Genomic DNA, 24658 nt, shown 5'->3' on the forward strand with positions numbered 1-24658 from the left:
CCCCATGCAGCTCAGTCATTACCTGGCCGTTTTTACCAATCGCCGCATTGCTGCGGCGATGTTTCTGGGTTTTGCCTCCGGCTTGCCGCTGGCACTCACCGGCTCCACCCTGCAAGCCTGGCTGTCCGATGCCGGGCTGGATTTGAAAACCATCGGCTGGTTTACCCTGGTGGGGCAGCCCTACACCTGGAAATTCCTCTGGGCCCCGCTGATTGATCGCTTTCCACTGCCGCTCCTGGGCCGCCGCCGCGGCTGGATGTTGCTCACCCAGCTGGCGCTGGCCGGCGCAATTGCCACCATGGGCGGGCTCGACCCGCAAACCCATCTGGCCACTTTTGCGGTGTTGGCCGTGCTGGTGGCGTTTTTCTCCGCCACCCAGGATGTGGTGATCGATGCCTACCGGACCGAAACCCTGCAACAAACCGAGCGCGGCGCTGGCGCAGCGGTGGGAGTGTTTGGCTACCGCATGGCCATGCTCACGTCCGGCGCATTGGCGCTGATTCTGGCCGATGGCATTTTGAGCTGGCAGCACACCTATTGGGCGATGGCGGCCATTATGGCCGGCATGGCGCTGGTGACCTTGCTTGCGCCCGAGCCCACCGGCCTGCCACGGCCACCGCAGTCGCTGCGCGAAGCGGTGCTCGAGCCGCTGCACGAATTTTTCACCCGCCGCGGCGCGCTCTGGCTCTTGCTGCTGGTGGTGGGCTATAAGCTGGGCGATGCGTTTGCCGGCAGCTTATCGACCAAATTTCTGCTGGATATGGGCTATGTCAAAAGCCAGATCGGCTCGGCCAATAAGGTATTCGGCATGATCGCCACCATCGTCGGTGGTTTTGCCGGCGCGGTGTTGATGCTGCGCTGGGGCTTGTACCGCGCGCTATTGGTATTTGGGGTGCTGCAGGCTCTCACCAATCTAGGTTACTGGATTATCGCGCTGCATGGCGCGCCGGACCTGCTGCTGCTGTACGCCGCGATTGGCGGTGAAAACCTCGCCGGCGGCATGGGCACTACGGCGGCGGTCGCGCTCTTGATGAGCTTGTGTAATCCGCGCTTTACCGCCACCCAGTTTGCTTTGCTCTCGGCGTTGGCCGCGTTTGGCCGCGTGTATGTCGGGCCGGCGTCGGGCTATCTGGTGTTGGCCTTGGGCTGGGCGCATTTCTTTGTGTTTTCGGCACTGGTGGCTATCCCGGGCTTATTACTGGTGGTGTATTTGCGCCAAACCATTCGCGCCCTGGAAACCCCAGCCGACTTGCCGGCGGACGATTAAAGCCCACCCACAGATCTGCAACAGCGGCCTGCCTGCATATGACGGGGCGGGCCGTTATTTGCCATCATGGCGGCTCACCCACTGCGCTCGAGCCATCATGTTGCATACCCGCCGCCTGTTTACCCTCTGCTTGCTCGCCACACTGAGCGCCGCTAGCGCTGCCGCCACCCCCAGCTGGCACGGCGTGTGGCGCGGCCAAGTGGGCAGCTATCCGGTCACGGCCTGCCTGCAGGGCGATAATGATCCGCCGCTGGGGTTGTATTATTACCACAAGCACCTCAATCCAATTCAGCTGCAAGCGCAAGATGAACACCCCCAAAGCCCAAGCCGCTGGCAAGAAGGAGAAGGTGGCGCACGCTGGCAAGCGTTGGCCGTCGGCAGCGATGGCGTCTTGCGCGGGCAATGGCAGCTCAAGGGCAAAAGCCTTGCCATTGAGCTACAGCGAGTTGCCTTTAACGGTGCCGAGCCCTGCCTGAGCGATGCTTTTAATGCCGCGCTGGAAGCTCCCCCCAAATTCAAGAGCAAACTCGCCCAATGTCACGGGCAAAACTATTTGCAAGTGTGGCTAGCCGGCAGCGATAGCGACAATGAATTACGCCGCATCGTGGTTGCCGCCAAACCGGGCGACACGCCCACGCTCACCGCCGAGGTGCGCGCCCGCCTGCTGGCCGACGCCAAAGAGCAGGCCGAATGCATCCGCTATACCCAGCTGTATCATGGGCAGCAAGGCTATCTAAGCCGCACCTCCCGGCCCGAACTGATTACCGCCAGCTGGTATGTCGAAGAAAACAATAGCAGCGATTATTGCGGCGGCGCCCACCCCAATTACGGCACCAGCTACCAAACCTATCGCCGCGGGCAGGCCAAGCCGGTGGAGGTGTGGCGCTGGCTCAATGCCAAAGCCGTGCGGCAAGACGGGCAGTTTTTCAAAATCGAAGCGCCGCTCCGCCGGCTGCTAAGCCAAGCCTGGGCAGAGGTACAACAAGAAGGCTGCGAATCGGTCGGCGACGAGACCGAGAGCTGGGATGTCTACCCCACCGCCAACGGGCTCGCCTTTATGCCCTATTTACCGCACGCCATGTTCGCCTGCACCGATAACGCGGTGATTAGCTACCGCCAGCTCGCGCCCTTGCTCAGTAGCGAAGGCCAGGCCGCCATTAACAGCCTGAAGGCGGAGCTGCGCTAGCGGGTATCGCCTCTAGTGCATTATCTGCGCCAGCCTCCAGCCAGATACCCTCGCCATTTTGCTGAAATCGCGCTGCAAATGGCGCAGCAGCGCCAGCCAGCCAGCGCTGCTTTTGCGCCGCACTGAGCTGCTTGATGGCGTATTCAAGCTTCAGCGCCACGCTGCGGCTAATGCAGGGCAAGCTGCGCAGCAGGGCTTCGGGTGGATGGGCGCGGGTGAATTTGGCGCCGGTGCCGGCCTGATGCTGGGCCAGCCGGCGCGCCACATCGATGGCGATGCCGGTATAGAGCCGCCCGCCGCGGCAGCGCAATACATACACTGACCATGGGGCGAGGTCTTTCTTGGGGTATTGCTCGCTAGCGCTTATCAAATCAACCACCTAGCGCAATACCTAGCCGATAATCCGTTCCAGCTCGGCTTCGGGGTGCTCCAGCACCAGCTCTTTTTCGCCGGCGCGGCGTGGTGCCCAGTAAACCTTCACCAGGGCTTCTTTTTTGCCCAGCGGGATAAACACATCCAGCACCTTGCCCTTGCGACCATCTAGCAGACGGGCCGTGGCCGGGGCATAGGTTTGCAGATGATCGCGGCGCAGGCGCACCCATTGTTTGGCTTCGAATTGACTCATGGCAGACGGGGCCAGATAAAAATAGCTCGCCATCATACATCGGCGCGGTGCAGCTGCGCTTGAGTGCGCGCGGGCGCCGCGCAAAAACAAAACCCGCCAGCGGCGGGTTTTGGTCAGCTAAGCGGGGTAGGCTTAGTTTTTCGGCATGATGTCGTTGAAGACAAATTTCACGCCTTTGATGCCTTCAGCCAGCATACCGGCTTGAGCCATTTGCTCGCCTTCATCCACTGAGCCAGACAGTTTTACGTCATAAGTGTCGGTGGCTTTAACTTGGATATCGAATTTTTTCAGTGCTGGATCAGCATCGATTGCGGCCTTGGCTTTCATCGCCAAGCAGCCCCATACGCAAGCGTCTGAAGCGTGAGCGGTATTCAAAGCAGCAAAGGCCACCAGGGCCAGCAGGGCAGAACGTTTCATTGTTATCTCTCAATCAGTCGGAACGATCGCCCAGAGCGGGCGGGGCAATGGCGGCAATCTTAAGTGCCGTAGATGACAAATGTGTTTAAAGAAGATGAACTTAGTATGACAAACCACAGCCGGCAGCAACATTGCCACAGCCCCGGCGCCACTTGGTACACTGATTCACCTTGCCCCGCCGCCCTTGCGAGCCTGCCCATGCTGCCCGACGATTTTCAGCCCGCACATACCCCCATTACGCATCTACTGCCAGACCAAATCATCATTGCCCTGCAGGGCGATACCCTGCTGTGCAGATCCGAAGGTTTGCCCACCGCCAGCGCGCTGGCCCACCTCGCTGCGCCCGAGCGGGCGCAGATCATCGGTTACTGGCAACAGCGGCCAGTGGTGCTGGCGCAATGGCCGGCAACCACAGCCATCCCGGCGGGCCTAGAAGCCCTCGAGTTGCGCGCCAGCTACGGTCGGCTGAGTGAAGATGAATGGCTATTGGCGGGGCGGGCAAGCCAGATTGCCACCTTCTATCGCACTCACCAGCACTGCGGGGTGTGCGGGCACGCCACCACGCCGCTGGCAGAGGAAGTGGCCTGCGGCTGCCCGGCCTGCGGGCATCGGGTTTGGCCGCGGGTGTCGCCAGCGGTAATGGTACTGATTCGCCGCGAAGTGGCCGGCCAAACCGAGCTCTTGCTCGCCCGCTCGCCGGGCTTTCGCCCCGGCGTGTACAGCGCACTGGCCGGCTTTGTGGAGCCCGGTGAGAGCCTGGAGCAATGCGCGCATCGCGAGGTGCTGGAAGAAGTCGGCGTACGGATTCGCCATCTGCGCTGGTTTGGCAGCCAAAGCTGGTCGTTTCCACATTCACTGATGCTGGCCTTTGTGGCCGACTATGCCGGGGGTGACATCCGCTGCCAGCCCGGCGAGATCGAAGACGCGCAATGGTATCCGCTCAGCGCCCTGCCCGAGCTGCCCAGCCGCTATAGCTTGGCCTATCGGCTAATTCAGAGCGTGTTGCCCTCTGCGACTTAGGCTTTCTTGCGCAGCACCAGCGCAGCCACGCCGCCGGCGAGCAAGCCCCAGAAGGCCGAGCCAATGCCAAATACCGTCAGCCCCGAAGCGGTAACCAGAAAAGTCACCATCGCCGCTTCGCGGTGCAGATCATCCCGCATCGCCAGCGCCAGGCCATTGCCGATGATATTCAGCAGCGCCAAACCGGCCACGATCATAATCAAGGCCGCCGGCAAGGCCGCAAACAGCGCCGCCACCGTGGCGCCAAATATCCCGATCAGCAGATAAAACACCCCGGCTGCCACCGCAGCCACATAACGTTTCTCGGGCGCTTCGTGCGCATCTTTGCCCATGCAAATAGCGGCCGTAATCGCAGCCAGATTGATAGCAAATGCACCAAAGGGCGCCAGCACAATGGTGGTGAGGCCCGTCCAGCTAATAATCGGCGAAATCGGCGGGCGAAAGCCATTGGCGTGTAGCACCGTCACGCCGGGGATATTTTGCGAGGCCATGGTCACCATAAACAGTGGCAAGGCCACGCTGGCCACGGCCGACCAGCTAAGGCTAGGGCTTACCCACACCGGCTGCGCCAGCGCCAGCTGCATACCCCCCAGATGTAACTGCCCCTGTAGCCCACTGCAAATAATGCCAGCGAGCAATACCCCCAGAATGGCATAGCGCGGCTGCCAGCGACGCAGTAGCAAATAGGCCGCCAACATACTCAAGCCCAAGGCCAATTGCGTGCCCAGCGCCTGAAACGCGCCCAAGCCAAATTTCAGCAACACCCCGGCCAGCATGGCCGAGGCCAGACTCATGGGCACCCGTTGCATCGCCCGTTCAAACCAGCCCGTTACCCCCACCAACACAATCAGCGCACCACAGAGCATAAACGCGCCCACCGCTTCCGGCAGGCTGATGCCCGACACCGACGTCACCAGCAGCGCCGCACCGGGCGTTGACCACGCCGTCACCACCGGCACGCGGTAGCGCAACGATAAGCCAATACAGGTGAGGCCCATCGCCAGCCCCAGCGCCCACATCCAGGACGCAGTTTGCGCTGGCGTGGCCGCTAAGGCCTGCGCCGCCTGAAACACAATCACAGCCGAGCTGGTAAAACCCACCAACACCGTAACCAGCCCCGCCACCACGGCAGAGAGTGAAATATCGTGCCACCAGCGCATGCGCAAGATCCGAACAGGGAAAACGGCATTGTGCGCTGCCGGTGGGGCGCTCGGCAAATCCAGTTGGCTTGCCAACAACTCGTTACAGTTCACCCAATTGACGCCTTACGCCCTGCGCAGGCAAGATGAAGGCATGAAAGCCCATAGCACTTACATTATTGCCCTTCACGCCCACGCAGCAGCTTGGCTAGCCGTGCTCGCACGCTAGCGCTCGCCCATGCTTTGGCCACGCGCTTGTCACCCTGACCGCGCCGGCCACCTGCCCCACTCCCGACGCGGTTGTTTCGCTTAAGGAGCTCTGTATGCCGCAATTGTCCGTGTCTTTCCGCCCCACCCAAGTCGGTTTTATTCTGGCTTTGCTGGCTTCAACCGGTTTTGCCGCCAAGGCCATTTTTGCCAAGCTGGCTTATCGCTACGGCGTAGATGCCGTCACCATGGTGACGATCCGCATGTTGCTCTCGGTGGTACTACTGGTAGGTATCCGCCTGTGGCGCACAGAAACCGGCGCCCCACTGACCATACCCCAGAAACTATGGCTTATTGCGCTGGGGGTAGTGGGTTATTACCTGTCTAGCCTGCTTGATTTCATTGGCCTGCAAACGGTGAGCGCCAGTCTGGAGCGGCTGATTTTGTGTCTGTACCCCACCCTCACCGTGCTGATCAGCGCCGCGCTGCAACGAAGCCGCATTCCCGGCCGCATCTGGCTGGTGATGCTGGTGACCTATCTGGGTATTGTGCTGGTCTTGGGGCCAGATTTGTATCACGCCCGCGCCGACTGGTTTGGCGTGCTGTGCGTGGCACTCAGCGCCACCACTTTTGCGCTGTATATGAGTTTCAGTCCGCGGGTGATTCAGGCGGTGGGCAGCATGCGCTTTACCGAATTAGCGCTGGGCGTATCTTGCCTGGCGATTGTGGCGCATTTTGCCCTGACCCGCCCATGGAGCGATTTGCAGCAGCCCGCGCCGGTGTGGGGCTATGGCTTATTGATGGCGCTGTTTTCGACTGTGTTGCCGATCTACGCCACCAGCGCGGCCATGCAGCGGATTGGCGGCGCTAAAACGGCGCTGATTGGCAGCTTTGGGCCGGTGCTGACGATTATCTTCGGGCTGGGCATCCTGGGCGAAGTGCTCACCCCTTTGCAATGGCTGGGGGCCGCGGTAGTGCTGTTTGGCGTCAGCCTGGTGAATAAAAAGGATTAAGGATGTCGATGGTTTTGCAGCGCCACAAGGCTGAATCTGCTATCACGAAAGCACCTCTACTTAAAGCGGCGCAAGCCATCGATCCCAGCATGCGGGTTGCCCTAGTCCGTGATTATTTTGTCGGAGCGTGTGTATGACGCATCTGGCCATGAATGAGCGCCTGAACGCGCCCAAGCTCGATGCCGATGCCATCTTGCCGCGGCCCGATCCGCTCGCGCGCCTGCCGGTGACGCCAAAGCTGATCGCGATTGGCACCTCCACCGGGGGGACGCAGGCGCTGGAAGCCATCCTGCCCAAACTCAAACGCAATTGCCCCGGCATTGTGATCGTGCAGCACATGCCGGAAAAATACACTGCCAGCTTCGCTCAGCGCCTGAATGGCCTGTGTGAAATCGAAGTACGGGAAGCGCGCCCGCGTGATCGGGTGCAACCGGGGCTGGCGCTGATCGCCCCTGGCGGCAAGCATCTGGTGGTGCAGCGCGCCGGTTCGCAGTATTTTGTAGATGTTGTGAATGGCCCGCTAGTGACACGCCATCGCCCCTCGGTGGATGTGCTATTTCGCTCGGCCGCCAATGCCGCCGGGCGCAATGCGGTGGGCTATATACTCACCGGCATGGGCGATGATGGCGCCAAAGGTCTGCGCGAGATGTTCGATTGCGGCGCCATGACCTATGCCCAGAATGAGGCCAGCTGTGTGGTCTTTGGCATGCCCAAAGAAGCCGTGCGGCTGGGCGCGACTAAAGAGCTGATCGCGCTGGATCAGGTGGCGGCCTCGATCATGCGCTATGGCTAGCCGTCAGCGTTGCCCGTGACGCCACCCAATAAAAAACCGCGCCGTAGCGCGGTTTTTTATTGCTGCAAATAATACTAGCTTGCTTAGATCACCCGGAAACGTTGCACGGTTTGCGCGAGCTGGCTGGACATATTCTCCAGCCGGCTGATCGAATCGACCATATTGCGCACCGCCACCGAGTTTTCTTCGGCCATTTGCGCGATTTGCTCGACATTGACCGCAATATCACGCGCCGCCGCCCGCTGCTCCTGCACCTGCTCGCTAATCCCAAATACCGACTCCACCACGCTGCTGCTGCTGTCGTTAATGCGGGTAATACTATCGCTCGCCTGATTGGCCAATTGCAGCCCTTCGCTGACCCGGCGGGTGCCATTGCTCATCCGTGCCACGGCATCACCGGCGCTAGACTGAATCGCATTCACCATCGAGGTGATCTGCGTGGCGGATTGCGTAGTGCGCTCAGCCAGCTTGCGCACTTCATCGGCCACCACCGCAAAGCCGCGGCCCATATCGCCGGCACGCGCCGCTTCAATGGCGGCATTGAGTGCCAGCAAATTGGTTTGGTCAGCCACATCTTTAATCACCACCACAATGCTGCCGATTTCTTCGATGCGCTGACCCAGCTCGGTAATCTGCTGTGCCGCACCGCTCACCTCGCCCGAAATGGCCTGCATTTCGCGCGTGGCCGCCACCACATCCTGACTACCGACTTGCGCTTGCTGGCCAGCATCGCGAGCCCGCTGCTCGGCATCAACCGAGTTATGCGCCACCTGATCCATGCTGACGCTCATTTCTTCCACCGCGGCGGCCATATTGCTGGCAGCCGCCGATTGCGCATCAGTACCGCCATGAATTTGCTGCGAAGCCTGGCTCAAGGTGCGGGCCGTGCCGGCCACATCTTGGGCATTGTCGCGAATCTGCCGGATAATCTGGGTGAGGTTATCCTGCATTTTTTTCAGCGCGCCCAGCAACACGCCGATTTCATCCTTGCCAATGCGCTGCGCCCGCCAATCGTGGGTAAGATCGCCAGCCGCGATTTTCTCGGCCACATTGCTGGCCGTTGCTAGTGAGCCAATCACCTGATTGGCAATCAGCGCCGCAAACACCAAGCCCGCCACAATCGCAATGATGGCCGTGACCACAATCACGGTGTGGGCGGCGCCGCTGGTGCGGCCCATGCTGGCCTTGCCCTGCTCCATCATTTCGCCCTGCTGTTTGCCCAGTTGCAGCACGGCATTGCGATATTCATTACTCACCTTGGCGTAGGTGGTGTTGATAAAGGTCGCCCCCACCGCACGGTCGAGTTTCAGCTGGCTGATCAGCGTGGCTTTTTGCTTATCCATCGCCGCATTGGCGCGCTCTACTTCGGCCAGCAGGGTTTTCGCCTGCGCATCCAGTGGCATGGCTTTGAGTTTGGCAATCGCCGCCTCTTCCTGATCGGCCTCTTGGGTGATCACGGCGATGATTTTTTCCATCTCTTCAAAATTTTCGGCCAGCGCCGCATTGCGGAACAAGAGATCGGTGTTGTAGGCCTGAATAATCAGATCCTGCGTCACCACCACCGCCGGATAGCGCTCACCCACCAGCTCTTCGATCTTGCCACTGATGCTCTGCAAGCTATACAAAGCCGCAGCCGCCAGCACCACCAACAAGCCCAGCACCAAGCCAAATCCGGCCATTAATCGTGTTTTCACACCCCAGTTATTCATGCTTATGCTCCCTCTCTGGTGGTAAAAATTCACCCGTCTTACAAGCTTAGTTGGCTTATACTTTAGGACAACAACTATAACCTATATCACAAAATTCTAATGGGAGGCTGGCATGACCGCTGAAACGGTGAAATTTGGCTTTAACGACATCGGAAAACGCAACTTGTCAGCCGAATTTGCCCTGATTGCCCAGTACAACGCGCTCAGCTACGAACAAAAAGACGAAAAGAATGCCCTGCTGCGGCAAATTTTTGCCGAAGCGGAAGAAGTCATTTTCCAGGGCAAGCTCAATATCGTGGGTGGTCAGCTGATCCGGCTGGGGCGCAAAGTGTTTATCAATCACGGGGTGGAAATCGCCGCCGCCGCGCCCATCACGATTGGCCACCACACCCTGATTGGCCCCCATGTGCAAATCCAGACCGGCACGCATCCGGTCGACCCCACCGAGCGCCAACGCTGGGCCTTCTGGGCCAAGCCGATCAGCATCGGCCAGAATGTCTGGATTGGCGCTAGCGCCATCATCTGCCCCGGCGTCACGATCGGTGATCATTGCGTGATTGGTGCTGGCAGCGTGGTGACCCGCGATGTGCCACCATGCTCTTTGGTGCTGGGCAACCCCGCGCAGGTCGTAAAAGCGCTAACGCCGCCCGACGAAGCCACGCTGTACGAGCTCAACCCGTAAACATGCTGGGCATCCTCAAACAATGGCTGGGGCGCACCCCCGCCCCGCCCAGCGCCGACCCGGCTCTAATTGATCAACTGGTCGAGCTGGCTGCGCCGCAGGTGAAATTAGCGCGCAAATACCAGCAACGCCTTGGGCCGTATGTGCATTGGGCCGAAGAACACGCCGCCCGCTTTACCGCCCAATGGCCGCCAGCGCTGCGGCTGGATACCGAACACTGGCGCCAGCACCGGCTATTGCAATTACTCTTTGCCAATCCGGCCCGGATGGGCGAGCTGATTGGCGAACATCCCGCCCTGCATGCCTGGTTTGCCGCGCATCCGCTGGCCGATGAAACCGTGGTGGTGTTTACCGCCGATATTCAGCGCAAACACAGCTTTGGCATGGTGGAAGAAGGCGGGCAGATTCGCCAAGATGTCGCGCAACAGCGATTGCAGTTTGCTCATTACCGGATCAGCAGCGCGGTTGAGTCACTCGCCGCCTTGCAAGCAGCGGGCCCGCACCGGCTGCTGGAAGTCGTGGCGCAACAAGCCAGCTTCGCGCTCACGCAGCTGGGGCAGGAAAAACAAGCCCTGGAAGAAGCACTGCTGAATGCCCGCACCATGCTGCGCATGGCCAGCCCGCACAGCGCCGACTACGACAAGCAACAAGCGCGGATTGCCGAGCTCACGGCCCAGCTGCAGGCCAATGCCAGCGCCCGCAGCCCCGATGCCCAGTGCGAGCGGCTAATCGCCGAGCTGGCCGCCACACCGGATTTACTTACCCTGCAAACCGAAACGCTGGCGGTCGACCCGCTGGGCGTGATCGACAGTGGCATGGGCGATGAGCAAACCATCGAATTAAGCGAAATCGTGCTGCACGGCGAGCCGCCTGTGCGCAAACTACTGCAAATATTGATTATCCCGCGCAGCCTGCTGCAAACCCCAACCGCCCCGCTGCCCGACGTCCGCTTTTAAGCGCCCTATTGGATACGCCGATGAAAACCTGTTTACTCTGGGCCAGCTTGTTGCTGGCCGCACCAAGCTGGGCCCAACTGCCCGCGGAAGCCATTTACCGCTGCGCCGAAGGCGAAGTCTTTCAATTACAGCACCAGCCTAATGGCGTGCGCCTGTGGCGCGGCCTGTATCAGCCGGTGAAAGACGGCAGCCGCTTAAACCTCGCCAGCACAGCGGCGGGCGAATTTAGCGATGGTGAATATCGGCTTCACAGTACCGAACAAACGCTCAGCCTGTTTCGCCACGCGCAGCCACTGGGCAGCGATTGCCGCCCAGCCCCGCAAGATGAGCCAGTCAACCCGGTGCGCGACGCCGCCAGCGGGATTGTGTTTGTGCCGCCCGAGCGCTGGTTAGCGCAAGAAGTGAAACTCACTGCCGCAGCGGGCAGCGAGCTACCCGCCGATGCGGCAGGCGCCCTGCAACGCCTGAGCTATTGGTATCAAGCCGCCGATGGCCGCCGCAGCCCGCTACTGACGTTCACGGTTTATCCTGGTGCGGTCAGCCCCTTGCCCAATGGTCCGGCCGACAGCATAGCGCTGGGCACCGATACCCAGCGGGTGTATTACGCCAAAATGAAACTACCATCTACATTCGCAGCCAATACCCCAGAAGATGCACGCCTACAGGCTTTGCGCCTGACCGAAGCCGAATTGCGGCAAGCATTTTCAATGTATGGCGTGGTGGTAAATCGGGCGGTTGAAACCGTCACCGTCATTCCCAGCTGGCTGGAACGTAATTTGCGCCCCGGCGCGCTGCAAAGGGTGGAATTGCGCGAGCTCACTGGCCAAGGGCTGGGGCAACGCATCGCGGTGCAAGAGCGCGTGCTGGAGCGCGGCAACCCCATTCCGCTCACCCTGCGCTTTGACCCGGCGGCCATTAATCCCAAACTGCAGTACGTAGTGCAGGCACAGCTGCTGCAAAACGGCCGCGTGGTCATGCAAAGTGAAACGGCTGCCGTATTAACGCAACAACACGGCCGCGAAGCGCGCGTATTGCTGAAATCCCTAAGATAGGGAATATTAGAAATTTCATACAAAGCACTGCCTGTCAAGACATAGCTCTGGCTCGTTTTGGCAGGCACAGCAGCGCCGCGCAAGGCGCTGAAACTAAAGCTTTTTCTGTATTCTGTACTCGCCGCATTCCTGCCCACCCGCCCAACTGTACTGCTTACACCCCCACTTTGGCACAACTGTAGCCCGCGCTAACTACCTGATCAGTGAGGGATTTACCGAATGTTTTGCCGTGCGCGCCCTCACTAGGATGCTGAGGCAAACCTCAAAAAAACCGCCTACATTGCAGTGCAATCAGGCCGCGGGCAACTTGCCCGCAGAACAAACAGGCTTGCCATACGCATAACACGTCATCAACACATCACGTCTTTGCCTCATTTGTGGAGAAAGCAAAATGAATTTCAAGATGCGCAACTGGGTTCTGGGTAGCGCCGTTGCCCTGCTGGCCGGTACTGCCAGCGCGGCCGGTACTCTGATTTATTGTTCGGAAGGCAGCCCAACTGGCTTTGACCCTTCGCGCCAAGTGACCGGCACCGACTTTGATGCTTCGGCTGAAACCATGTTCAACCGTCTGGTTGAATTTGCCCCCGGCTCAACGCAAGTACGCCCGGGCCTAGCGGAAAAATGGGAAGTCAGCGCCGACAACCTGACCTACACCTTCACCCTGCGCAAAGGCGTGAAATTCCACACCACCAGCTACTTCAAACCAACGCGTGAATTCAACGCCGATGACGTGGTGTTTACCTTCAAACGCCTGACCGACAAAAACTTCCCGTTCAATAAAGCGGCCCCAAGCGATTTCCCATATGCCTCTGACATGGCGATGGACACCAATCTGGTCGCGATCGAGAAAGTGGATCCATATACCGTACGCATGAAGCTGAAAGCAGTTGACGCGGCCTTCCTGCAAAACTTGGCGATGTCGTTTGCTTCGATTCACTCGGCCGAATACGCCGAAGGCCTGTTGAAAGCGGGCAAAGCTGCCAATATCAACACCCAACCCATCGGTACCGGCCCGTTTGTGTTCCGCTCATTCCAGAAAGACGCCAATATCCGCTATGACGCGAATAAAGACTTCTGGCGCAAAGGCGATGTGAAACTCGACAAACTGATTTTCGCGATCACGCCCGATGCATCCGTGCGCTATCAGAAGCTGCAAAAAGGTGAGTGCCATGTGATGGCCTACCCGAAACCGGCCGATCTGAAAGCCATGCAAACCAATCCGAAGCTGAACGTGCCAAGCCAACCGGCCTTCAACACCGGCTGGCTGAGCTACAACGTGAGCCGCAAGCCATTCGATAAGCTGGAAGTGCGCCAAGCGCTGGATATGGCCATCAACAAGAAAGCCATTATCGATGCAGTATTCCAAGGTGCCGCGCAACCGGCCACCAACCCAATGCCACCAACCCAATGGTCGTACAACAAAACGCTGAAAGACGCGCCAATGGATGTGGAAAAAGCCAAAGCGCTGCTGAAAAAAGCCGGCATCGCGGAAGGCACCGAGATCACCCTGTGGGCCATGCCAGTACAGCGCCCGTACAACCCGAACGCCAAGCTGATGGCCGAAATGATCCAGAACGACTGGGCGAAAATCGGCATCAAAGCCAAGATCGTGACTTACGAATGGGGTGAGTACATCAAACGTGCCAAAGCAGGTGAACACGACACCATGCTGATCGGCTGGACCGGCGACAATGGTGATCCGGACAACTGGCTGGGCGTGAATCTGGGTTGCGAAGCCGTGGGCGGCAACAACTACGCGCGCTGGTGCAATAAGGAATTTGACGATCTGATCGTCAAAGGCCGCAGCACCACCAATCAGGCGGAACGCGTGAAGCTGTACGAGAAAGCGCAAACCATCTTCAAACGTGAAGTACCTTGGACCACCATCGCGCACTCAACGGTGTATCAGCCAATGCGCAAAGAAGTACAAGGCTTCAAGATCAGCCCATTTGGTCTGAATTCGTTCTACGGCGTGAGCCTGAAGTAAGCCCTTGGGCGGTGCCGCTGCGGCGGCATCGCCCATACCCACTGGCGGTACCAACCGCTAAGCACCTGCACCATTAGTCTGCCGAGCTATACCCTAACAATAATTTCGCCGGCTGGCTGTTTCCGATTTCCACCCGATGTAGCGGGCTGCCCCAGCTACAGGGGAGAGTTTCTATGCTGAGTTTTATTCTGCGCCGCATTGCCGTGGTGATTCCGACCTTCCTCGGCGTCACCCTGCTGGCCTTCGCGCTGATTCACATGATTCCGGGCGACCCGGTCTTGGTGATGATGGGCGAGCGACAAATCGATCCCGAATTTTATGCCTCGGCGCTCAAAAGGCTGGGGCTGGATCAGCCCTTATACGTGCAATATTGGCACTATCTGCTCAATTTGCTGCACGGCGATTTTGGTACGTCCATTGTCTCGAACGAGCCGGTGATTCGCGAATTTCTAACGCTGTTCCCCGCCACGCTGGAGCTCTCGCTCTGTGCGATGGTCTTCGCCTGTTTGCTGGGCCTGCCAGCCGGCATGCTGGCAGCCACACGCCGCGGCACGATTGTTGATCACGTCACCATGGGCAGCGCGCTCACCGGGTATTCGATGCCGATTTTCTGGTGGGGCCTGATCCTGATCATGCTGTTTTCGGTGTCGCTGGGCTGGACACCGGTCTCGGGCCGGATTTCCTTGGAATACGATATTCCGCCGGTCACCGGCTTTATGCTGATCGACACCCTGCTCTCTGGTGAAGAAGGTGCATTCAAATCCGCCGCCCATCATCTGATCTTGCCAGCGATTGTGCTGGGCACGATTCCGATGGCGGTGATTGCGCGGATGACCCGCTCCGCCATGCTGGAAGTGCTGCGCGAAGATTACATCCGCACCGCACGGGCCAAAGGCCTGTCGCGCGGGCGCATCGTGATTGTGCATGCCCTGCGCAATGCGCTGATGCCGGTGGTGACGGTGATTGGTCTGCAAATCGGTACTCTGCTGGCTGGCGCTGTGCTGACCGAAACGATTTTCTCATGGCCAGGCATTGGTAAATGGCTGATCGATTCGATCTCGCGCCGCGATTATCCGGTGGTTCAGGGCGGGATCTTGCTGATCGCGACCATGGTTATTTCTGTCAACTTGCTGGTGGACATCCTGTACGGGGTGATCAATCCACGCATCCGCCACGCGAGGTAAGTGTATGTCGACCCCTAGTAATCTCACTGCGGCCGATCAGGCCGCCAATGCCGCGGCGCTGAGCTATCCATCGCCGCTGAAAGAGTTCTGGCAATCGTTCAGCGCCAATCGGGGCGCCCTGATCGCGCTGATATTTTTTGCCGCACTGGTACTGGCCGCCATTCTGGCCGGTGTCTTGGCACCGCATTCGCCGACCGAGCAATATCGCGAGCATTTGCTCACCCCACCGGCCTGGGTACAGGGCGGTAGCCTGCAATTTTTGCTGGGCACCGATGAGCTGGGCCGCGATATTCTGTCGCGCCTGATGCATGGCGCCCGTTTAAGCCTGATGATCGGCGTGGTCTCGGTGGTGCTCTCGATGCTGCCGGGGATTGTGCTTGGCCTGCTGGCGGCGTTTTACCCTACATGGCTGGGCAACGGCATCATGCGCGCCATGGACATCATGCTGGCGCTGCCTTCGCTCTTGCTGGCCGTGGCGGTCGTAGCGGTACTGGGACCGGGGCTGGTGAACACCATGCTGGCGATTGCGATTGTGTCACTGCCATCGTATGTGCGGCTGGCGCGCGCTTCGGCCATGACCGAGCTCAACAAAGATTACGTGGTAGCCAGCCAGCTGGCCGGCGCCGGTAAATTGCGCCTGATGTTCAATACCGTGTTGCCCAACTGCATGGCCCCGCTGATTGTGCAGGGCACGCTGGGCTTTTCTTCGGCCATTCTGGATGCGGCAGCGCTGGGCTTTCTGGGCCTGGGCGCGCAACCGCCACTGCCGGAATGGGGCACGATGCTGGCCTCGGCACGCGATTACATTGACAGCGCCTGGTGGGTAGTCACCATGCCCGGGCTGACGATTCTGTTTACCGTGATTGCCCTGAATCTGCTGGGCGACGGGCTGCGTGATGCGCTCGATCCGAAACTGAAAAAACTGGCGTGAGGCGCGGCATGTTATTGGATATTCGTAATTTAAGTGTGAGCTTTGGCAGCACCGCGCAGCCATTCCAGGCTGTTTCTGGCCTTGATTTAGCGATTAACCGCGGCGAAATCGTCGGGATCGTTGGCGAATCCGGCTCGGGCAAATCGGTGACCATGCTGGCGCTGATGGGGCTGATTGATGCGCCTGGCCGCGTCACCGCCGATGCGCTGCAATTTGCCGGGCAAGATCTGCTGGGCATGAAAGCCGCGCAAAAACGCCAGATCATCGGCAAAGACATTGCGATGATTTTTCAGGATGCGCTCACCAGCCTGAATCCGGCCTACACCGTGGGCTATCAGCTGATGGAAACCCTGCGCCTGCATACGCCGCTGCGCGGGGCGGCGCTGAAACAGCGCGCGCTGGAACTCCTGGAACAGGTTGAAATCCCCGATGCCAAATCGCGGCTCAATGCTTACCCGCACCAGCTCTCGGGCGGGATGAGCCAGCGGGTGATGATTGCCATGGCCATCGCCTGTCAGCCCAAGCTGCTGATCGCCGATGAGCCCACCACGGCGCTGGATGTGACCGTGCAGGCGCAGATCATGGAGCTATTGGTCAATCTGCAAAAGCAGAATGATATGGCGCTGATTCTGATCACCCATGATCTGGCGGTCGTGGCCGAAGTAGCACAGCGCGTGGTGGTGATGTATGCGGGTGAAGTGGTGGAAACCAGTAGCACCGAGCTGCTGTTTAATACCCCGCGCCATCCGTACACGCAGGCACTGTTGGCCTCGATTCCCGAGCACAGCAAGGGTGCCAAACGCCTGTCGACCTTGGCAGGCGTAGTACCTGGCCAATATGACCGGCCGAGCGGCTGTTTGCTCAGCCCGCGTTGCCCGTACGCCACCGACACCTGTCGTACGCAACGCCCGCCGCAATTACCCCTATCGGGTACCAGCGTGCGCTGCTTTACACCATTGAATGATAGCGGGATACCTAGCCATGAGTGAGCCGAACATCATCCTTGAAGCCAAAGGCTTGTCGCGGCACTATCAGGTGAGCCGCGGTTTTTTCCAGGGCCATGCCACGGTCAAAGCCCTGAATAATGTCTCATTCCAGCTGCAAGCCGGCAAAACCCTGGCCGTGGTCGGCGAATCGGGCTGTGGTAAATCCACCCTCGCGCGTCAGCTCACGCTGATTGAAGAGCCCACCGCCGGCGAGCTCAATATCGCCGGCGTGGCCATCGCCAAAGCCGATGCCGCCGCGCTAAAAGCCTTGCGCCCGAAAGTGCAGATGGTGTTCCAAAACCCATTTGCCAGCCTGAATCCGCGCAAGCAAGTGGGCGCCATGCTGGCCGAGCCACTGCAGCTCAATACCACGCTGAGCGCCAGCGAGCGCGAACAGCGCGTGCGCGAAATGCTGCAAATCGTTGGCCTGCGCCCCGAGCATTATCACCGCTATCCGCATATGTTCTCGGGCGGGCAGCGCCAGCGCATCGCCATCGCGCGCGCCATGATGCTCAAACCGGCCGTACTGGTGGCCGACGAGCCGACTTCGGCGCTGGATGTGTCGATTCAGGCGCAGATTCTGAATCTGTTTATGGATCTGCAAGACGAGCTGGGCACGGCCTATGTGTTTGTCAGCCACAATCTGGCCGTGGTAGAGCATATCGCCGACGATGTGATGGTGATGTATTTCGGCAGCACGGTGGAATATGGCGCCAAAGAAACCATCTTCCAGCAACCGCTGCATCCGTACACCCAGGCGCTGATGTCAGCCACGCCAGCGATCCGACAGGAAGATCGCCGCGCCAAGATCAAGCTCACCGGCGAATTACCCTCGCCACTAAACCCGCCCACCGGCTGTGCTTTCAATACCCGCTGCCCGCACGCCAATGAGCGCTGCCGCAGCGAAGTACCGGTGCTACGCCCGCTGGCGAATCGGATGATCGCCTGCCACCACATCGAAACAATCCCGCAGTAATCTAACAGTGGCTCGCTTAGGCGAGCCACTGCCCTTTTGGGCGTTGCGCCACGCGCTGGCGGCCACTATGCTGAAAACCTACTCACCGCTTTCATCCTTACATCATGCAATTTGCCGATAAAACCGCCGAACAGCTGAATAACGAACGTTTCGCAATGCTGGAAGACATTGCCAAAGAGCTCGAAGGCGATGTGGTCTTTCCCACCTGTTTTGATGCCTCGGTGCAAATCAGCACGGTGATGAAAAGCAAAACCGCCTCGGTGCAACGAATTGCACATGAAATTCAAAAAGACCCGCTGATCACCGCCAAGCTACTTAAGCTGGCTAATTCGGTGGTCTACAACCCGATGGGCAAACAAATCAGCGATCTGGGCAATGCGCTGGCGCGGGTCGGCATGGATACGGCGCGCGCCACCGCGCTGGCCTGTGCCATGCAGCAGCTGATCCGCTCGCGCGATCTGAATAATTTCGAGCCAATTTCTAATCGCTATTGGGTACACAGCCTGAAAACCTCGATGATCGCGCGCGTCATTGCCCGCCGCCTCACCCGCATCAACCCCGAAATCGCCATGCTAGCCGGGCTGGTGCACGATCTGGGGGCGTTTTTTATGCTGGATCGGGCCGGTCGCTACGCCGAGCTGGCCGAGCGGCCGCGCACGGTGGAGTTTCTGATCGCGCAATGGCATGAAAGCGTGGGCAATATTTTGCTCGATTCACTGGGCTTGCCCGAAGAAGTGGTCGAGGCGGTCAAAGAAATCGACGTGCCACGGGCGTTTGTCGAAACCCCGCGCAGTCTGTCGGATGTGGTGTACGTGGCCAATCTGTTTGCCGGCGGCTTCTGGGAAATGCAGCTTCTGGATATCCCCAATCTGGAAGAACCCAAAGAGCTCAGCTATGGCCGCTATACCGAATTGCAGGCCGAAATGGATGAAGCCTGCCAGGAAATGATCAGCATGTTCTAAACCCATGAATTGGCAAGTAATTTTGCCATTCATCGGCTCAATGCAACCCGTGCCGCCATCGCAGTCTAACTCAGGGTGAAAGACCTTAGGCTGGAGGTGGCATCATGGCAACACATCTGTCTGCGCTTGACCGGCATTTCACACTGCCCGCCACGCGCGCAATTACCCTCACGAGCCCGCTGCGCTGGCTCGCCCGTGGCTGGCAGGATTTACGCGCCAACCCCGGCCCGAGCCTCACTTACGGGCTGCTCATCACCGCAATCGGCTGGCTGCTGTTATCACTGGTTGATACCCACAGTCATTTCTTTACCACCCTGCTCACTGGCTTTTTGCTGCTAGCGCCACTGGCTGCCAGCGGGATTTATGAGCTGAGTAGCGAGCGCGAAGCTGGGCGGCCGACTTCATTCCTGCATTCGCTACGCGATGCCGGCCGCAATCTGGGGCAAACGGCGTATATCGGCGTGGTGTTAACCCTGATCGCCATTGCCTGGGAGCGCATTTCGGCCATTCTGTTTGCCCTGCTATACGGGGGGATGGTACCGGCCGAAACGCCTTTATGGGAGGCCTTTACCGGGCAATACCTCAACTTCACCTTAATCTGGGTGTTTTGCGGTGCGGTATTAGCCGCCTTTGTGTTTGCCTTGACGGCGGTTTCACTGCCGATGTTGGCCGATCGGGAAGTCGATAGCATCACCGCCATGATGACGAGCTTGCGGGCGGTGATGGAAAACGGCGCCCCCATGTTGCTGTGGGCCATGCTGATTGTAGCCATTACCGCGCTGGGGCTGGCCACCTATCTGGTTGGCTTGATTGTGCTGTTTCCGCTGCTGGGCCATGCCAGCTGGCATGCCTATCGGGATTTGGTGGCCGCAGAGGATTAAGCACCGCGGGTAGTGCTGCCCAGCCGCGCACAGGCACAGGTTTGAATCATCATCAGTGCAGAGATGGCAACGATGTTCCCCGTGGCGCAGAGCGCGCCGTTTGGCGCCAGTGCAGACTGGCGCCTTTTTTCTGCCCAGTTTATTGCAGCAGCGCCGCTTGCTCTGGCGCGGCAAACCAGGCCAGCAAAAACTCGACCAGCGCCCGCACCTTAGCCGGCTGCGGCAGCCGCTGTGGATACACCAGATACAGCGGCTGCCCCGGCAAGGCATATTCGGGCAGCAGCCGCTGCAGCCGTCCGGCCGCGACTTCTTTGGCCACCAGATAGGTCGGCAAACGCGCCACCCCCGCACCGGCCAGCGCCAGATTGCGCAGCAGGTTGTAATCATTGGCCTGCAGCTTGGCGCTCACCGCCACGGCTTCGAGCTGGCCCGCACGGCTCAGCGGCCAATGGCCGGCGTTGGCAAAATGCATATTCACCAAACACGGCAGCTGCGCCAGATCGCTGGGCTGGCGCACCGGCGGCCAGCTGGCCAGTAAGGCCGGGGCGGCCACCAGCCAATCGTGCATAATCGCCAGCGGCCGGCTAATTAGCCGCTCAGGCGGCGGTAAATTGGCGCGGATCGCCAGATCAAAGCCTTCCGCTTCCAGATCATGCGGGGTGGCCGATAAATCCAGCGCCACCGTCACCTGCGGATAGCGCGCCTGAAACGCCAGCAGCGCCTGCGCCATAAAAACCCCGCCAAAGCTGGTGGGCACCGTTAGCCGCAAATGCCCGGCGATCTCCTGCCGCTGCTCGGCCAGCTCCAGCTGCGCCGCCTGCAAGCTCGCCTGCCAGTCGCGGCAATGGGCTAAATACAATTGCCCCGCCTCAGTCAGATGCAGCCGCCGGGTGGTGCGATACAAGAGCTGGCTACCGAGCGCTTGCTCCAGCTGGCGAATCTGCTTGCTCAGCGCGGCCTTGGAAATCCCCAGCTGCGCCGCCGCCGCGGTAAAGCTGCCTTGCTCCACCACACAGGCAAAAGCCATCGCCCACGGCCATTGCTGCTGCAATGCTTGCCATTGTTGCGGCATATTGTTATTCCAAAGTGAACAATGATTTCGATTTTAGCGGATTTATCTGCCGATTAAGCTGGAATAAGCTGTAGTCACTCACCTACATCACTGGAGCAAAACATGAAAATCCTCTTAATCGGTGCCAGCGGCACCATTGGTCAAGCCGTTTACCAAGAATTAGCCCCTCGCCACGAAATCATCACCGCCGGGCGCAATAGCGGGGATTTGCGGGTAGATCTGCGCGATTTTGCCAGCGTGCAGGCGCTGTACGCTGCGGCCGGCCCAGTCGATGCCGTGGTGTCTACCGCCGGCAATGTGCACTTTGGCGCGCTGGCCGAGATGACGCCGGAGGTATTGGGCGTGGGTCTGGCGGATAAATTGATGGGGCAAGTGAATCTGGTGCTGGCCGGCCAGCATCTACTGCAAGATGGCGGCAGCTTTACCCTGGTCAGCGGCGTGTTGTCGGCCGACCCGATTGTGTATGGCAGCAGTGCCAGTATGGTCAATGGTGCGCTCGATAGTTTCGTGCGCGCAGCGGCCATCGAATTACCGCGTGGTCTGCGTATTAATGTGGTTAGCCCCACGGTGCTCAGCGAATCTTTACCGAGTTACGGCCCCTACTTCCGCGGTTTTGAAGCCGTGGCCGCAGCTAAAGTCGCCCGTGCCTTCAGCAAAAGCGTGGAAGGCAAACAAACTGGGCAGGTGTATATCGTTCAAGGCTAATTGGTATCTAGCTTAGCGAGACATACCCTCCGCAAGCCGACCGTATGTACTGCGTATGGATTGACTTCGGCTCTACTCAGCCACCAACCAGCAGCAGCCCTCACCTTGTCGGTGAGGGCTGCTTGGCCGCTTAGTTCACATTCACCATCGCGTTGGTGTTGGCGCCGAGGCTGGTAGTAGGCAACTTGCCATCCCATTTCTCGATCCACAGCGTTTGGTTTTTCACCTGCGCGGCTTGCGCGCCGTATTTCTTGATCGCCTCACCCACGACTTCCAGTGCTTTGGCGTCGCCCTCGGCTTCGGCGATTTTGGCCTCGGCCTTACCTTTGGCCACCGCGACGGCATTGGCGGCATCGGCTTGGTTTTTACGCAGCAAAGCTTCGGATTGCAGCGCTTCTTGCGTGGCCTGAATTTTGGCGTTGATGGCGTTCTGGATATTCACCGGCAGACGCAATTCGTTCACAAATCCAAATTGCTCCACCACAATACCGTACTGATTCATCTCCTGATTCAGCTTGCTGCGCACCTGCTCCGCCAGGCGAATTTTCCCACCGGCCAGCAGGCCTTCGGCATCGTAAGCCGTGCCATAGCTATTAAGCGCATTGCGAATCGCGTTGCGGATAATCTGGCTGGTGATTTCCTCATAACCGCGTTTGTATTTCTGGTACAGCACTGGGGCTTTGCTGGAATCAATGCTGTAAGAAATACTGATATCCGCATTGATCACCACGCCAGATGCCACCTGAAAATTCATGGATTCATCGCTAGCCGAGCCTTCGGTTTTCGATTGCGTCCAGGTGTAGGTCTGGGTAAAGGTCGGAAACTCGACCACACTGGTGCCAATGCCGATCAGATGCCAACCGCTAGATAACGGCACTGGCTCCACCTTGCCGTCAATCCGGTTGAATTCAACCCCCACATGGTTGGCCGCCACCGACGCCACGAATAGGTTCAGGATAAAACCCAAGCCCACAATCAGCGCAGCCCCACTCACCCACACTGCATGTCGTATGCCATTCATTGTCATTCCCCTTAATTAGCCACCGCCTCGACTGTGCGGCGTACCCACCCAGCATATGTAAGCAAGGGGCGGCTGAATATGCGGAAAACTCGAAGGATATGTCAGGTTTTTCTTGGGGAGAGGTGAAGGGAAAGACTGGCCAACCCACAAGCTGGCCTGGGTGGGCCGGTCCAGGCACACCGCGCTGGACGCGCGGTCAGACACTCAAGCTGCAACGACCTTGATTTGCTCACCCAAACATTCCACCACCATACCGGGGCGGATTTTGGCGGTTTTGCGCGTCTCAATGGCGCCATCCACCAGCACATCGCCGGCGGCAATCATCAGCTTGGCTACACCGCCCGAGGGGGCCAGCGCGGTGGCTTTCAGTAAGTCGCACAAGGCGATGTGTTCGTGCTGTAGAGTAAAAATCTGTTCGTTCATTTTGCTTTCCATGTAAACGGGGTATTGCCCAGCAAACCAATTAGTACAATGACCGAAGGCCGATACCCCTATTGCGCCAACCAACCTAAACCATGCTCCGCCAGCAGCATCGCGGTATCGTGCAGCGGCAAGCCCATCACGCCGGTGTAGCTGCCTTCCAGTTGCGCCACAAATAAGCCACCGATGCCTTGAATACCATAGGCGCCAGCTTTATCCATCGGCTCGCCGCTAGCCACATAGGCCGCGATTTGCGCCGCACTCAGGGGCGCGAACTGCACCCGGCTGACATTCAGCCGGGTTTGCACGCCCTGCTCGGTACGCAGCGCGAGGCTGGTCAGTACTTCGTGCGTGCTGCCCGATAGTTTGCTCAGCATGGCCGTGGCATCCGCGGCATCGAGCGGTTTGCCTAAAATTTCATCGCCCAGCACCACCGAGGTATCCGACGCCAGTACCGGTTTCAGCGCCAAACCCATTTCCTGCAAATGCCGCCAGCCGGATTCGGCTTTTTCCACCGCCATGCGGATCACATAGTCGCGCGGGTTTTCGTTCGGCCGCGGGGTTTCATCGATCGGCGCGGCGATGCGCTCGAAAATCACGCCGGTTTGCGCCAGCAATTCTTTACGGCGTGGGCTGCCGGAAGCCAGGTAGAGTTGGGTCATTATTCGCGGTGATACGGGTGGTTATTTAAGATGGATACGGCGCGGTACAGCTGCTCGGCCAGCATCACGCGCACCATGCCGTGCGGCAGCGTCATCGCCGATAGTTGCAGCAATTGATCGGCGCGTTGTTTGATTTTCGGATCGAGGCCGTCGGTGCCGCCGATGATAAATACCGTTTCGCGGCCGTCGATTTGCCATTGCTTCATGTTTTCAGCCAGCTTCATCGTCGTCCAGTTGGCGCCGCGCTCGTCCATCGCCAGCACGCGCGCGTCGTTTGGAATCGCGGCCAGAATGCGCTCGGCTTCTTCGGCCATCACTTGCTGCGGCGTGCGCGCGCTGATGCGCTTGTCGGGTTTTAGCTCGGTGAGCGTCAGGGCAAAGTCGCGCGGCATGCGCTTGGCAAATTCGTTGTATCCGTCAGAAATCCAATCCGGCATTTTGTGGCCGACGGCGATGATATGCAGTTTCATACGGCAGGCTTTATTCAATCATGCGGCATGATAGCAGCTTGCATCGCCGGACGAACAAAAGCCCGCCTGGGTGGGCGGGCTTTCGGGACGTTGGCACTGGGTATATCAACCTAAGCTTTATTCAATAAGCGACTCAGATCAATACCTAGCCAGGTATTACTCAGTACGACCGCTGGTTACGCGCTCGCGCTGGATCTTCCATTTACCACCTTCCTGCACTAGCTCCAGCGTCTTTTGCACGGTGTCGCTGTAGTCTTGTGAGTGGTATTGCTGGGTGAAGGTCACTTCGCTGCGTTCTTTGCTGACCACTTTGCAGCTTGGCTGTTCCAGTTTCA

Annotated in this window: 26 protein-coding genes; 16 read left to right on the top strand and 10 right to left on the bottom strand. The window is 59.1% G+C overall.

Going from position 1 to position 24658, the window contains the following annotated elements; all coding sequences use genetic code 11:
- Window positions 1-4: 4 nt before the first annotated feature.
- Together L991_RS00735 and L991_RS00740 are read left to right on the top strand one after the other, a co-directional pair.
- A complete protein-coding gene (locus L991_RS00735; protein ID WP_028448342.1) occupies window positions 5-1267 on the top strand; it encodes an MFS transporter in 1263 nt (420 codons plus the stop codon).
- Window positions 1268-1364: 97 nt separating this feature from the next.
- A complete protein-coding gene (locus L991_RS00740) occupies window positions 1365-2453 on the top strand; it encodes a hypothetical protein (protein WP_047391070.1) in 1089 nt (362 codons plus the stop codon).
- Here L991_RS00740 and L991_RS00745 read toward each other — a convergent pair.
- The 3 genes from L991_RS00745 to L991_RS00755 form a co-directional block, all read right to left on the bottom strand.
- Complete coding sequence (locus tag L991_RS00745) at window positions 2425-2832, bottom strand: GIY-YIG nuclease family protein (protein WP_231550457.1); 408 nt, start codon at window positions 2830-2832, stop codon at window positions 2425-2427. The genes L991_RS00740 and L991_RS00745 overlap by 29 nt on opposite strands.
- 12 nt (window positions 2833-2844) lie before the next feature.
- The gene (locus L991_RS00750) at window positions 2845-3078 is read right to left on the bottom strand and encodes a hypothetical protein (protein WP_156128936.1); all 234 of its coding nucleotides are present in this window, start codon (window positions 3076-3078) and stop codon (window positions 2845-2847) included.
- A 132-nt stretch (window positions 3079-3210) separates the two neighbouring features.
- On the bottom strand, window positions 3211-3495 hold the full coding sequence (locus L991_RS00755) for a BON domain-containing protein (RefSeq protein WP_028448346.1): 285 nt from the start codon (window positions 3493-3495) through the stop codon (window positions 3211-3213).
- A gap of 198 nt (window positions 3496-3693) precedes the next feature.
- Between L991_RS00755 and nudC the strand changes: the two genes are divergently transcribed.
- Window positions 3694-4515, top strand: a complete 822-nt coding sequence (gene nudC / locus L991_RS00760; protein ID WP_047391149.1) for an NAD(+) diphosphatase — start codon at window positions 3694-3696, stop codon at window positions 4513-4515.
- Here the strand turns inward: nudC and L991_RS00765 are convergent.
- Window positions 4512-5675, bottom strand: coding sequence for a benzoate/H(+) symporter BenE family transporter (locus L991_RS00765; protein WP_047391076.1), 1164 nt, complete (start codon window positions 5673-5675; stop codon window positions 4512-4514). The genes nudC and L991_RS00765 overlap by 4 nt on opposite strands.
- 302 nt (window positions 5676-5977) lie before the next feature.
- Between L991_RS00765 and L991_RS00775 the strand changes: the two genes are divergently transcribed.
- On the top strand, window positions 5978-6874 hold the full coding sequence (locus L991_RS00775; protein WP_047391081.1) for a DMT family transporter: 897 nt from the start codon (window positions 5978-5980) through the stop codon (window positions 6872-6874).
- Window positions 6875-7007: 133 nt separating this feature from the next.
- On the top strand, window positions 7008-7667 hold the full coding sequence (locus L991_RS00780) for a chemotaxis protein CheB (RefSeq protein WP_051258611.1): 660 nt from the start codon (window positions 7008-7010) through the stop codon (window positions 7665-7667).
- A gap of 83 nt (window positions 7668-7750) precedes the next feature.
- Here L991_RS00780 and L991_RS00785 read toward each other — a convergent pair whose 3' ends face one another.
- On the bottom strand, window positions 7751-9376 hold the full coding sequence (locus L991_RS00785) for a methyl-accepting chemotaxis protein (protein WP_052190458.1): 1626 nt from the start codon (window positions 9374-9376) through the stop codon (window positions 7751-7753).
- Window positions 9377-9488: 112 nt separating this feature from the next.
- Here L991_RS00785 and L991_RS17895 point away from each other — a divergent pair, with 112 nt between their 5' ends.
- From L991_RS17895 to L991_RS00835, 10 genes are all read left to right on the top strand, one after another.
- Entirely contained in the window at window positions 9489-10058 is a 570-nt protein-coding gene (locus tag L991_RS17895) for a sugar O-acetyltransferase (RefSeq protein WP_051258613.1), read from the top strand.
- Window positions 10059-10060: 2 nt separating this feature from the next.
- Entirely contained in the window at window positions 10061-11014 is a 954-nt protein-coding gene (locus L991_RS00795) for a hypothetical protein (RefSeq protein WP_047391084.1), read from the top strand.
- 20 nt (window positions 11015-11034) lie between these two features.
- On the top strand, window positions 11035-12066 hold the full coding sequence (locus L991_RS00800) for a YbaY family lipoprotein (RefSeq protein WP_047391086.1): 1032 nt from the start codon (window positions 11035-11037) through the stop codon (window positions 12064-12066).
- A 391-nt stretch (window positions 12067-12457) separates the two neighbouring features.
- Window positions 12458-14053: an ABC transporter substrate-binding protein gene (locus L991_RS00805; RefSeq protein WP_047391089.1), complete on the top strand. Its 1596-nt coding sequence runs from the start codon at window positions 12458-12460 to the stop codon at window positions 14051-14053.
- Between the two features lie 173 nt (window positions 14054-14226).
- Window positions 14227-15237: an ABC transporter permease subunit gene (locus tag L991_RS00810; RefSeq protein WP_047391091.1), complete on the top strand. Its 1011-nt coding sequence runs from the start codon at window positions 14227-14229 to the stop codon at window positions 15235-15237.
- 4 nt (window positions 15238-15241) lie between these two features.
- Window positions 15242-16168 carry an ABC transporter permease subunit gene (locus tag L991_RS00815; protein ID WP_028448354.1) on the top strand — a complete coding sequence of 309 codons (927 nt, stop codon included), beginning with the start codon at window positions 15242-15244 and terminating at the stop codon, window positions 16166-16168.
- A gap of 8 nt (window positions 16169-16176) precedes the next feature.
- Window positions 16177-17157 (top strand): ABC transporter ATP-binding protein, encoded by a 981-nt coding sequence (locus tag L991_RS00820; protein ID WP_047391094.1) that lies wholly within the window; start codon window positions 16177-16179, stop codon window positions 17155-17157.
- Window positions 17150-18130, top strand: coding sequence for a peptide ABC transporter ATP-binding protein (locus L991_RS00825; RefSeq protein ID WP_047391096.1), 981 nt, complete (start codon window positions 17150-17152; stop codon window positions 18128-18130). The genes L991_RS00820 and L991_RS00825 overlap by 8 nt, the downstream gene beginning before the upstream one ends.
- A 104-nt stretch (window positions 18131-18234) precedes the next feature.
- Window positions 18235-19092: an HDOD domain-containing protein gene (locus L991_RS00830; RefSeq protein WP_052190459.1), complete on the top strand. Its 858-nt coding sequence runs from the start codon at window positions 18235-18237 to the stop codon at window positions 19090-19092.
- Between the two features lie 104 nt (window positions 19093-19196).
- On the top strand, window positions 19197-19973 hold the full coding sequence (locus L991_RS00835; protein ID WP_047391099.1) for a DUF2189 domain-containing protein: 777 nt from the start codon (window positions 19197-19199) through the stop codon (window positions 19971-19973).
- Between the two features lie 139 nt (window positions 19974-20112).
- On the opposite strand, the gene L991_RS00840 is transcribed toward L991_RS00835, so the two are convergent.
- Window positions 20113-21045 (bottom strand): LysR family transcriptional regulator, encoded by a 933-nt coding sequence (locus L991_RS00840; RefSeq protein ID WP_052190460.1) that lies wholly within the window; start codon window positions 21043-21045, stop codon window positions 20113-20115.
- Between the two features lie 102 nt (window positions 21046-21147).
- On the opposite strand from L991_RS00840, the gene L991_RS00845 reads away from it, so the two are divergent.
- The gene (locus L991_RS00845) at window positions 21148-21750 is read left to right on the top strand and encodes a short chain dehydrogenase (protein WP_047391101.1); all 603 of its coding nucleotides are present in this window, start codon (window positions 21148-21150) and stop codon (window positions 21748-21750) included.
- Window positions 21751-21880: 130 nt separating this feature from the next.
- Here the strand turns inward: L991_RS00845 and L991_RS00850 are convergent, their stop codons facing one another.
- The 4 genes from L991_RS00850 to rlmH form a co-directional block, all read right to left on the bottom strand.
- On the bottom strand, window positions 21881-22771 hold the full coding sequence (locus L991_RS00850) for an SPFH domain-containing protein (protein WP_051258617.1): 891 nt from the start codon (window positions 22769-22771) through the stop codon (window positions 21881-21883).
- A gap of 204 nt (window positions 22772-22975) precedes the next feature.
- Window positions 22976-23194 carry an RNA-binding S4 domain-containing protein gene (locus tag L991_RS00855; protein WP_028448360.1) on the bottom strand — a complete coding sequence of 73 codons (219 nt, stop codon included), beginning with the start codon at window positions 23192-23194 and terminating at the stop codon, window positions 22976-22978.
- Window positions 23195-23262: 68 nt separating this feature from the next.
- Window positions 23263-23853 (bottom strand): nucleoside triphosphate pyrophosphatase, encoded by a 591-nt coding sequence (locus L991_RS00860; RefSeq protein ID WP_047391104.1) that lies wholly within the window; start codon window positions 23851-23853, stop codon window positions 23263-23265.
- A complete protein-coding gene (rlmH, locus tag L991_RS00865; RefSeq protein ID WP_047391107.1) occupies window positions 23853-24323 on the bottom strand; it encodes a 23S rRNA (pseudouridine(1915)-N(3))-methyltransferase RlmH in 471 nt (156 codons plus the stop codon). Before rlmH ends, L991_RS00860 begins: the two co-directional genes overlap by 1 nt.
- Window positions 24324-24658: the final 335 nt, after the last annotated feature.

Source organism: Chitinibacter sp. ZOR0017, from assembly GCF_000799095.1.
In the GTDB taxonomy this organism is placed as follows: domain Bacteria; phylum Pseudomonadota; class Gammaproteobacteria; order Burkholderiales; family Chitinibacteraceae; genus Chitinibacter; species Chitinibacter tainanensis.

Bases quoted from the DNA above. Each gene is read 5' to 3' on its own strand.
- L991_RS00735 (WP_028448342.1), top strand. From the start codon at position 5: ATGCAGCTCAGTCATTACCTGGCCGTTTTTACCAATCGCCGCATTGCT.
- L991_RS00740 (WP_047391070.1), top strand. From the start codon at position 1,365: ATGTTGCATACCCGCCGCCTGTTTACCCTCTGCTTGCTCGCCACACTG.
- L991_RS00750 (WP_156128936.1), bottom strand. From the start codon at position 3,078: ATGAGTCAATTCGAAGCCAAACAATGGGTGCGCCTGCGCCGCGATCAT.
- L991_RS00755 (WP_028448346.1), bottom strand. From the start codon at position 3,495: ATGAAACGTTCTGCCCTGCTGGCCCTGGTGGCCTTTGCTGCTTTGAAT.
- nudC (WP_047391149.1), top strand. From the start codon at position 3,694: ATGCTGCCCGACGATTTTCAGCCCGCACATACCCCCATTACGCATCTA.
- L991_RS00765 (WP_047391076.1), bottom strand. From the start codon at position 5,675: ATGCGCTGGTGGCACGATATTTCACTCTCTGCCGTGGTGGCGGGGCTG.
- L991_RS00775 (WP_047391081.1), top strand. From the start codon at position 5,978: ATGCCGCAATTGTCCGTGTCTTTCCGCCCCACCCAAGTCGGTTTTATT.
- L991_RS00780 (WP_051258611.1), top strand. From the start codon at position 7,008: ATGACGCATCTGGCCATGAATGAGCGCCTGAACGCGCCCAAGCTCGAT.
- L991_RS00785 (WP_052190458.1), bottom strand. From the start codon at position 9,376: ATGAATAACTGGGGTGTGAAAACACGATTAATGGCCGGATTTGGCTTG.
- L991_RS17895 (WP_051258613.1), top strand. From the start codon at position 9,489: ATGACCGCTGAAACGGTGAAATTTGGCTTTAACGACATCGGAAAACGC.
- L991_RS00795 (WP_047391084.1), top strand. From the start codon at position 10,061: ATGCTGGGCATCCTCAAACAATGGCTGGGGCGCACCCCCGCCCCGCCC.
- L991_RS00800 (WP_047391086.1), top strand. From the start codon at position 11,035: ATGAAAACCTGTTTACTCTGGGCCAGCTTGTTGCTGGCCGCACCAAGC.
- L991_RS00805 (WP_047391089.1), top strand. From the start codon at position 12,458: ATGAATTTCAAGATGCGCAACTGGGTTCTGGGTAGCGCCGTTGCCCTG.
- L991_RS00810 (WP_047391091.1), top strand. From the start codon at position 14,227: ATGCTGAGTTTTATTCTGCGCCGCATTGCCGTGGTGATTCCGACCTTC.
- L991_RS00815 (WP_028448354.1), top strand. From the start codon at position 15,242: ATGTCGACCCCTAGTAATCTCACTGCGGCCGATCAGGCCGCCAATGCC.
- L991_RS00820 (WP_047391094.1), top strand. From the start codon at position 16,177: ATGTTATTGGATATTCGTAATTTAAGTGTGAGCTTTGGCAGCACCGCG.
- L991_RS00825 (WP_047391096.1), top strand. From the start codon at position 17,150: ATGAGTGAGCCGAACATCATCCTTGAAGCCAAAGGCTTGTCGCGGCAC.
- L991_RS00830 (WP_052190459.1), top strand. From the start codon at position 18,235: ATGCAATTTGCCGATAAAACCGCCGAACAGCTGAATAACGAACGTTTC.
- L991_RS00835 (WP_047391099.1), top strand. From the start codon at position 19,197: ATGGCAACACATCTGTCTGCGCTTGACCGGCATTTCACACTGCCCGCC.
- L991_RS00840 (WP_052190460.1), bottom strand. From the start codon at position 21,045: ATGCCGCAACAATGGCAAGCATTGCAGCAGCAATGGCCGTGGGCGATG.
- L991_RS00845 (WP_047391101.1), top strand. From the start codon at position 21,148: ATGAAAATCCTCTTAATCGGTGCCAGCGGCACCATTGGTCAAGCCGTT.
- L991_RS00850 (WP_051258617.1), bottom strand. From the start codon at position 22,771: ATGAATGGCATACGACATGCAGTGTGGGTGAGTGGGGCTGCGCTGATT.
- L991_RS00855 (WP_028448360.1), bottom strand. From the start codon at position 23,194: ATGAACGAACAGATTTTTACTCTACAGCACGAACACATCGCCTTGTGC.
- L991_RS00860 (WP_047391104.1), bottom strand. From the start codon at position 23,853: ATGACCCAACTCTACCTGGCTTCCGGCAGCCCACGCCGTAAAGAATTG.
- rlmH (WP_047391107.1), bottom strand. From the start codon at position 24,323: ATGAAACTGCATATCATCGCCGTCGGCCACAAAATGCCGGATTGGATT.